The following is a 6,679-nucleotide window of genomic DNA, read 5'->3' on the forward strand; positions in this document are numbered from 1 at the left end:
CGAGGGTGCGGGAGGCGGCACGAAGGGTGCGGGGGCGGGCGGCCCGGCGGGGGTGGCCGGCAGTCCCGACGCCTGCGCGGGCACCTGGGCGGGTGGCGGATCTACGGGTGGCCCGCCGCCGCTCCAGGTCAGCGTGACCTTGATGGACCCCTTGGCCTCGCCGTCCGCGAGGAGTCCGACGACCTTGCCGGACTTCGCGGTGAGCTCGATGCCGAATTCGACGCTGACCTCGTCGGGCCGCACGGCCCGCAGCGGCTCGGCGAGCGAACGCGCGACGCTGGTCACGACCCCTTGCAGGCTCTCGACCCGGGCCTGCACCCGGTCGGCGATGTTCCCGGCGCCGATGTCCGTGAACGACGGGCCCGAGCCGGACTGCGCCAGCTCCTCGGCACCGGAGATCCGCGCCCAGACCTCCGTACCGTCGGGCATCTCAATGCGCGTAATACGGGCGTCACTGTCACCCATGAAACCCCCCGTTCCCCAACTACCCGCAGGCTAACGGCAGTACGCGTCCGATGCGAGGTACATGGACCAGGACGCCGGGGTGGTGCGGGCCGGTTCTCGACCGGGTCGCGCGGCTGCCGGGAGCTGCGGCCCGAGGACCGGCCACCGGCCTTCGCGGGGCTGTCACCAGGCATTAGGCTTGCCGCATGTACTTCACCGACCGCGGTATCGAGGAGCTGGAGAAGCGACGAGGCGAGGAAGAGGTCACTTTCGAGTGGCTCGCCGAGCAGCTCCGTACGTTCGTCGATCTCAATCCCGACTTCGAGGTGCCGGTCGAGCGCCTCGCGACCTGGCTGGCCCGGCTCGACGACGAGGACGAGGACGAGTAGTCACTCCCGCCCGTCACCGGGCCCTTCGGCGCCCCTGATCCGGTCGTGGGCGAGCCCGAGCGCCCCGTGCGCCAGTAGCAGCGTCCCCGCGAGCACCCATCCGCCGCCCCGACGCCTGATCCCCCGCAGGACCAGCGGCAGTCCGGCCGCGAGCTGGGCACCGGCCAGCAGCCGGGCCCTGGGGCCGCGCGTCCAGGGGCTGAGGCGGCTGCTCTCGACCGCGTCGAGTTCGGCCTTCACCGCCTCGCGCCAGCCGGTCCAGACGACCGGTTCCACTTCGGGCCGGCTGTCGGCCGCCGCGTACAGCCGGTCGCCGGGTGTGTCCGGGTCCAGGCCGGGCGGGAGGATCAGCCCGATCCGGGTCAGCACGGCGAGCAGCCCGCGCAGCCGGATGCGCGCGTCGGCGTCCGGGTCCGGGCGGGTCAGCCCTTCGAGCGCCTGGACGTCCAGTACCGGGTCGAGGCCCAGCCGCTCGGCGAACGTGCGCATGGCCTCGTCCTCACCGGCCGGGGTGCCGTCCGCGAGCCACACGTAGCCGACCGGACGGCGGAAACCGGACGCGAGCGTGCAGCCGGCCCGGTCGCCGTCCCACCACAGGGCGAGCACGGGCCATGTCGAGCCGACCGCGAGCGCGGCGGCCCAGCCGGCCACGACCCGGTCGACCGGTTCCACCGCGTCCGCGGCACCGGCATCCTGCCAGGGCCTTCCCTCGGGTACGAGGACGGACCATCCGTCTCCGGCGGGGGCGAGCAGCATCCGCTCGCGCAGCAGATGGGCCACCGGCCGTACGGCCTCCGGTTCGGCACGGCACAGCAGCAGCGCCCCCGCGGGGGATGTCGCGTTCATGCCCCCCACGCTAGGGCAATTTGCCCGCATCCGGCGCCCTTTGATCCCCCAATGACCTCGCGACGCGCCTTGACTTCACCGGTCCGCGATATATCGTGTTCATCAAGAGACGCGATATGTTGCGTCATTCCGCGCTCCCCGGGAGGTCAGATCCGTGCCTGTGCCGACATGGACCATCGCCGAGCCCCAGAAGCTGACCTTCGACGCCCCCGTGACGTCACTCAACGTGCGCATCGTCGGAGGCGCCGTCAATGTCGTCGGCACCGAGGAGCCGACCGCCCGGCTGGAGGTCTCCGGGATCGAGGGCCCGCCGCTGATAGTGACCCTGGAGGACGGCACGCTCACCGTCGCGTACGAGGACCTGCCCTGGCACGGCTTCCTCAACTGGTTCGACCGCAAGGGCTGGCACCGCAGCGCGGTCGTCTCGCTCGCGGTGCCGGCCGGGTCGGCGGTGGGGGTCGGCGTCGTCGGCGCGGGCGCCGTGGTGTCCGGAATCCGCGGACGCACGGACGTACGGGGCGTCACCGGCGACACCACGCTCGTCGGGCTCGCGGGGCCGGTGCTGGCCGACACGGTCTCCGGCAACGTGGAGGCCCAGTCGGTCACCGGCGAGCTCCGCTTCCATTCGGTCTCGGGCGATCTGACGGTCGTCGAGGGGGCCGGGGCCTCGGTCCGGGCGGAATCGGTCAGCGGCAACATGGTGCTCGACCTGGACCCAACCGGGAAGCCCACGGACATCCGGCTGACCACCGTCTCCGGCGAGGTCGCCATCCGGCTGCCGCACCCGGCGGACGCGACGGTCGAGGCCAACACCGCGAGCGGCTCCGTCTCCAACGGGTTCGAGGACCTGCGGGTCAGCGGCCAGTGGGGAGCGAAGAAGATCACCGGCACGCTCGGCGCCGGGACCGGGAAACTGAGGGCGACGACCGTCTCGGGATCGATCGCCCTGCTGCGCCGCCCGCCGGCCGAGGACGGTCCGTACGATGCCGAGCCGACCGGAAAGGTGCTCTGACATGCCCCCCGTATTCGCCCATGGCCGTCTCCGCCTCTACCTGCTGAAACTCCTCGACGAGGCCCCTCGCCACGGATACGAGGTGATCCGGCTCCTGGAGGAGCGCTTCCAGGGGCTGTACGCGCCCTCGGCGGGCACGGTCTATCCGCGCCTCGCCAAGCTGGAGGCCGAGGGCCTCGTCACCCATGCCACCGAGGGCGGCCGCAAGGTCTACTCGATCACCGACGCGGGCCGCGCCGAACTGGCCGGCCGTACCGGCGAACTGGCCGATCTGGAACTGGAGATCCGGGATTCGGTCTCCGAGCTGGCCGCCGAGATACGGGACGACGTACGCGGCGCCGCCGGCAAGCTGCGCAGCGAGATGCGGGCCGCGGCGGACGAGACCAGGCACACCGGCTCGGGCTCGAAACGCAGGGGTGACTGGGAGTCCGCCTTCGGCGACCTCGGGGACCTGGGCGACAAGGAGGCGTGGCGCGCCGCGAAGGAGGAGCTGCGCAAGGCCAAGCAGGAGTGGAAGGAGCAGGCCCGCCGGGCGAAGGACGAGTCCCGCCGAGCCCGCGAGGACGCCCAGCAGGCCCGCCGCCAGGCCAAGGAGGCCCAGGACAGGGCGCGCGAGCAGATGCAGAACGCCGCCCGGCAGGTCCAGGAGCACTTCGCGCGGGGCGACTGGCCCTCGGGCGTACGGGAGGGGCTGGCCGAGATCACCGGTCAGCTGGGCGGCTTCGCCAGGACGGGCACCTGGCCCCCGTACATCAAGCCGGAGCCGGCCGACACCGACCCCGACTGGGGCAAGGACACCGCCCGCACCGGCGACCCGGCCCGCGACCTGGACCGGCTGCTCGACCGCTTCCGCGACGACATCCGCGACGCGGCCCGGGACCGGGGTGTCACGGAGGAGCAGCTGGCGGAGGCCCGCCGCCATCTGTCGACGGCGGCCGCCCACATCGGGGCACTGCTGCGGAAGGGCGACGGCGGGGAGAAGTGACCGGCCGGGGTCGCGCCCCGGGCACCACCCGGGGCGCGGCACGGAAGGCCCGGGGCTCAGCCCGCCTTCCTGAACCGCCCCGCGTCCCCCTCGCCCTCCCCGCCCCCGTACAACGCGCGGTTCACCGTCCCGTACGTCGCGCCATGAGCGGCGAGCACCTCGGCGACCACGCCGGGGCAGGCGGTGAGCGCCAGGAGGAGGTGCTCGTCGCCGATGAAGCGGTCCTGGCGCCCCACCGCGATCCGCAGCGACTTCGCGCCGTCAACCGCGGTTGGCAGAGGAGTCGTACGACCCGGTCACCGTCACCGTGACGCGCGTCCCCTTGCGGGCCCGGACACGCACCTCTCCCCCGTTCCTTCGGACCTCGGCGCGGCCGTCCACCGAGACCTGCCAGCCCCCGGCCGTCGGTGGCAGGGAGATCTCCGTGGTACCGCAGCGGCCCGCCGTATAGGTGAGCCGGTAGACGCGCGCATGGTCGTCGTACATGTCGGAGTGGACGGTTCCGGCGACGGCGGGTGCGTACGGTGTGGCGGTCCGGTCCTTGTTGACCGCGAAGTCGCCGTTCTCGTCCAGGGCGCAGTAGCCACCGCCGTAACACCACACATAGCCCGCCCAGCCGGAGGTGTAGCGGCTCAGGGAGGCCATCGCGTCCCGGTAGAAGCGGCCCATCATCGGCAGCTTGTTGTTCAGCGGGCCCCATTCGCCCACGACGACCGGGATGTGTCGTTGCTCCGGGTACGCGGTGACGGCGGCCTCGTACGACTCGATCCAGCCGGCCGCCGGATCGTAGTCGGCGCCCGCCTCCATCGCGGTGTTGTAGAAGTGCGGGGCGTAGACGGTCCGGTGATCCCTGATCGCTCCCAGTCCGGTGGGGACGCCCTCGCCGACGATGGGAGTGGGTTCGACGAACAGCCAGTTGGTGCGGTCGGCCGAACGGACCGCGCGGGCCAGCCGGTTGTACATCGGGGTGAGCTGCCGGGCCTCGATGCGGCGGGCGGCCGTCACCAGGTCCTCGCCCTCGCCGAGCTCCCCCATCGGCTCGTTGATCAGGTCGTAGCCGAGGACGGCGGGGTGATGTGCGAAGCGCCCGGCGACGACCTGCCACATCCGCGCCTGGGCGCGCTGGAGGTCGGGGTCCTCGTAGAGATGGGTGAAGGCACGCTGCACGGCCGGCTCGAAGTACTCCGCGAACCAGTCATCGGGGTGCGGGGTGAAGGGCAGTCCGTCGGTACGGGTCGCCCAGGCCGGGATGCCGCGGTGGCCGAACGCCGGGCCGAACACGTCCTGGTGGGCGTCGAGCAGCACCTGGATGTCGTACTTGTGCGCCCAGTCCAGGATCCGGTCGATCCGGCGCAGGTACTCGGCGCTGTAGTGACCCCGGCGCGGCTCCAGGTCGTCCCAGAAGATCAGCAGCCGGGCGAAGCCGAAGCCCTTGGCCCGCAGATCGCGGAAGTGTTTCTCGGTGATGGCGGTGAGTGCCTGGTCACCTCGGTTCGCCTTGTCCTCGACGTTCCAGCCGCGCAGGGTGAGCGTGCGGCCCTCGTCGTCGGTGAGCCGGGGTATGCCGGTCCGTTCCGGTGGTGCGGGGCGTGCGTCGGCGGCGGGGGCGAGGGCCCCCGCCGCGAGCACGAACGAAGTGACGATCGAGGTGAGTACGCTGCCCATCCGCATCCGCGTCCGCATGGCGCAGATCAGAACAGCTCACCCCGCACACCTCAAGAGCAGGTGAGCACAATCTTTCCGAACTGGTCGCCCGCGGCCAGCCGTTCGAACCCCTCGCGGGCCCGGTCCAGCGGCAGCACCTCGTCGATGACGGGCCGCACCCCGGTGGTCGCGCAGAACGCCAGCAGGTCCTCCAGCTCGTCCTTTGTGCCCATGGTCGAGCCGACGACCTTCAGCTCCAGGAAGAAGATCCGGGTCAGCTCGGCGTGCGAGGGCCGGTCGCCGCTGGTCGCGCCGGAGATGACGAGCGTGCCGCCGGGGCGCAGCGACTTCACGGAGTGGGACCAGGTGGCCGCGCCGACCGTCTCGATGACCGCGTCGACGCGCTGCGGCAGCCGGGCGCCCGGCTCGAACGCCTCGACGGCGCCGAGCTCGACGGCACGCTTGCGCTTGGCCTCGTCGCGGCTGGTGGCGTACATCCGCAGCCCGGCCGCCCGGCCGAGCACGATCGCGGCGGTGGCGACGCCGCCGCCCGCGCCCTGGACGAGGACCGAGTCGCCGGGGCGCACCCCGGCGTTGGTGAAGAGCATCCGGTACGCCGTGAGCCAGGCGGTCGGCAGACAGGCGGCCTGCTCGAAGGTGAGCTCCTTCGGCTTGGGCAGCACGTTCCAGCTGGGGACGGTGACCTGCTCGGCGAAGGTGCCCTGGTAACGCTCGGTGAGGATGGAGCGGGGTTCCTCCGGGCCGACGCCGTGACCGGTCTGGCCGATGACGGAGTGCAGGACGACCTCGTTGCCGTCCTCGTCGGTTCCGGCCGCGTCGCAGCCGAGGATCATCGGCAGCTTGTCCTCGGCGAGGCCGACGCCGCGCAGGGACCAGAGGTCGTGATGGTTGAGGGAGGCGGCCCGGACGTTGACGGTGGTCCAGCCGGGCCGCGCCTCGGGGGCGGGGCGTTCCCCCAGCTCAAGGCCGTTGAGGGGCTGGTCGCGGTCGATGCGGGATGCGTAGGCGGCGAACATGGCCCCGACGATAGGCCGGGCGCGGGCCGGGCGTAACCGGCCACGGGTGTGACGCGCACCGCGCATTCCAGCCCCTCCGGCGATTGAGGAGCGGGGGTCCGGGGGCAGCGCCCCCGGTCACGGAAAGGGGCGGGCAGGGGACGGAGCCGGCCGCAAGCACCCCTTGTCCGTGCCCCACTCCGCCCCGCCCCCACCCCACCGGCTCAGCGCCGGGCCACACCCTCCGCCCGCGCCGCGGCCGCCACCGCGGCGGTCACCGCAGGCGCCACCCGCTCGTCGAACGGCGACGGGATCACGTAGTCCGCCGCGAGCTCGTCGCCCA

General features: G+C 72.6%; 7 protein-coding genes and 1 pseudogene. 3 read left to right on the plus strand and 5 right to left on the minus strand.

Annotation, left to right across the window (positions count from 1 at the left end):
• On the minus strand, positions 1 to 465 hold a 465-nt coding region (locus ABZY11_RS41975; RefSeq protein ID WP_356484217.1), incomplete at its 3' end, for a CU044_2847 family protein.
• 185 nt (positions 466 to 650) lie between these two features.
• Between ABZY11_RS41975 and ABZY11_RS41980 the strand changes: the two genes are divergently transcribed.
• Positions 651 to 833, plus strand: coding sequence for a DUF6104 family protein (locus ABZY11_RS41980; protein WP_003961784.1), 183 nt, complete (start codon positions 651 to 653; stop codon positions 831 to 833).
• Here ABZY11_RS41980 and ABZY11_RS41985 read toward each other — a convergent pair whose 3' ends face one another.
• Positions 834 to 1,679, minus strand: coding sequence for a hypothetical protein (locus ABZY11_RS41985; RefSeq protein ID WP_356484218.1), 846 nt, complete (start codon positions 1,677 to 1,679; stop codon positions 834 to 836). It abuts the gene before it with no gap.
• 154 nt (positions 1,680 to 1,833) lie between these two features.
• On the opposite strand from ABZY11_RS41985, the gene ABZY11_RS41990 reads away from it, so the two are divergent.
• Complete coding sequence (locus ABZY11_RS41990) at positions 1,834 to 2,691, plus strand: DUF4097 family beta strand repeat-containing protein (RefSeq protein WP_356484219.1); 858 nt, start codon at positions 1,834 to 1,836, stop codon at positions 2,689 to 2,691.
• Between the two features lies 1 nt (position 2,692).
• Positions 2,693 to 3,676: a helix-turn-helix transcriptional regulator gene (locus ABZY11_RS41995; protein WP_356484220.1), complete on the plus strand. Its 984-nt coding sequence runs from the start codon at positions 2,693 to 2,695 to the stop codon at positions 3,674 to 3,676.
• 56 nt (positions 3,677 to 3,732) lie between these two features.
• Here ABZY11_RS41995 and ABZY11_RS42000 read toward each other — a convergent pair.
• The 3 genes and pseudogenes from ABZY11_RS42000 to ABZY11_RS42010 all read right to left on the minus strand — a co-directional run.
• Positions 3,733 to 3,930, minus strand: a pseudogene (locus tag ABZY11_RS42000) (Clp protease N-terminal domain-containing protein); the annotation flags it as partial.
• A 7-nt stretch (positions 3,931 to 3,937) separates the two neighbouring features.
• Positions 3,938 to 5,359 carry a cellulase family glycosylhydrolase gene (locus ABZY11_RS42005; protein WP_356484221.1) on the minus strand — a complete coding sequence of 474 codons (1,422 nt, stop codon included), beginning with the start codon at positions 5,357 to 5,359 and terminating at the stop codon, positions 3,938 to 3,940.
• Positions 5,360 to 5,391: 32 nt separating this feature from the next.
• Positions 5,392 to 6,357: a zinc-binding dehydrogenase gene (locus ABZY11_RS42010; protein WP_356484222.1), complete on the minus strand. Its 966-nt coding sequence runs from the start codon at positions 6,355 to 6,357 to the stop codon at positions 5,392 to 5,394.
• Between the last annotated feature and the right edge of the window lie 322 nt (positions 6,358 to 6,679).

The sequence above is a fragment of the Streptomyces sp. NPDC006510 genome (assembly GCF_040611955.1).
Lineage (GTDB): Bacteria > Actinomycetota > Actinomycetes > Streptomycetales > Streptomycetaceae > Streptomyces.